Here is a 356-nt window from a genome sequence, read left to right on the forward strand (position 1 = left end):
GAACGCCGTATGGCGATCTTGAAAGCAGTGGGTGGACAACTTCGTGCTGAAGGATGGCTAGGGACACTTCTCAAGCTGGAAACCAACGGCGAGGGCAATGCGGTCGTCGTCGTTCGCGTCGCGCCAAACATTGATCTGGCGACATGGAATAACGCGCTGTCCGATGTCCTGCATTCGACCCTGATCGCAAAGGGAACTCCGCTGTACGCTGCCCTCGTGAACATGTCGGCTGGCGACAGGGTAAAGGTCTCCGGCAATTTCATTCATGCTGAAGCTGACGGCTTGTTCGAGCAAAGCATCACCATTCGCGGGGCGATGACCGCTCCAGAATTCCTATTCAAATTTACCGAAATTTC

General features: G+C 54.5%; 1 pseudogene. It reads left to right on the forward strand.

Annotated elements, in window-relative coordinates:
* Positions 1-356: pseudogene (locus EN857_RS35080) on the forward strand (hypothetical protein); the annotation flags it as partial.

The organism is Mesorhizobium sp. M4B.F.Ca.ET.214.01.1.1 (assembly GCF_004791545.1).
GTDB lineage: Bacteria > Pseudomonadota > Alphaproteobacteria > Rhizobiales > Rhizobiaceae > Mesorhizobium > Mesorhizobium abyssinicae.